Source organism: Citrobacter sp. TBCS-14 (assembly GCF_005280805.1).
GTDB lineage: Bacteria > Pseudomonadota > Gammaproteobacteria > Enterobacterales > Enterobacteriaceae > Citrobacter > Citrobacter gillenii.
In genome coordinates this window covers 401-736 of sequence record NZ_SZWM01000470.1, presented here as the reverse complement: position 1 = coordinate 736, position 336 = coordinate 401, and the positions used below count along the sequence as shown (strand labels likewise).

Genomic DNA, 336 nt, shown 5'->3' with positions numbered 1-336 from the left:
CTGCACCGCCACCGGGTCACCCGGCTGCGCATCCCCGGTTACCGCGCCAGCAATCAGCGTCGGCATCCGGGACTCACTGCGGTTGACGGTGTTGTCATCCGCCACCGTATCAATACTGATGGCGTTCGCCGCCACGGTGTCCAGCGTTACCGTGGTGTTCTGCACCGCCACCGCGGTATTGCCTGCCGTATCCACGCCGGTGACGGTGACCTGCACGCCGTTGCGGCCTTCGTGGAGGGCAGAGATCGGCACTGCCACGTTATAGCGCAGCGCCCCGTGTTCATCAGTCACCACCACGCCGTTGAAGGTCTGGCCGTTCACCTGCACCGCCACCGG

Annotated in this window: 1 protein-coding gene; it reads right to left on the bottom strand. The window is 65.8% G+C overall.

Annotation, left to right across the window (positions count from 1 at the left end; translation table 11 throughout):
• Positions 1–336 (bottom strand): Ig-like domain-containing protein (locus FDX22_RS16985; protein WP_186805343.1); only part of this gene is annotated, 336 nt, incomplete at both ends.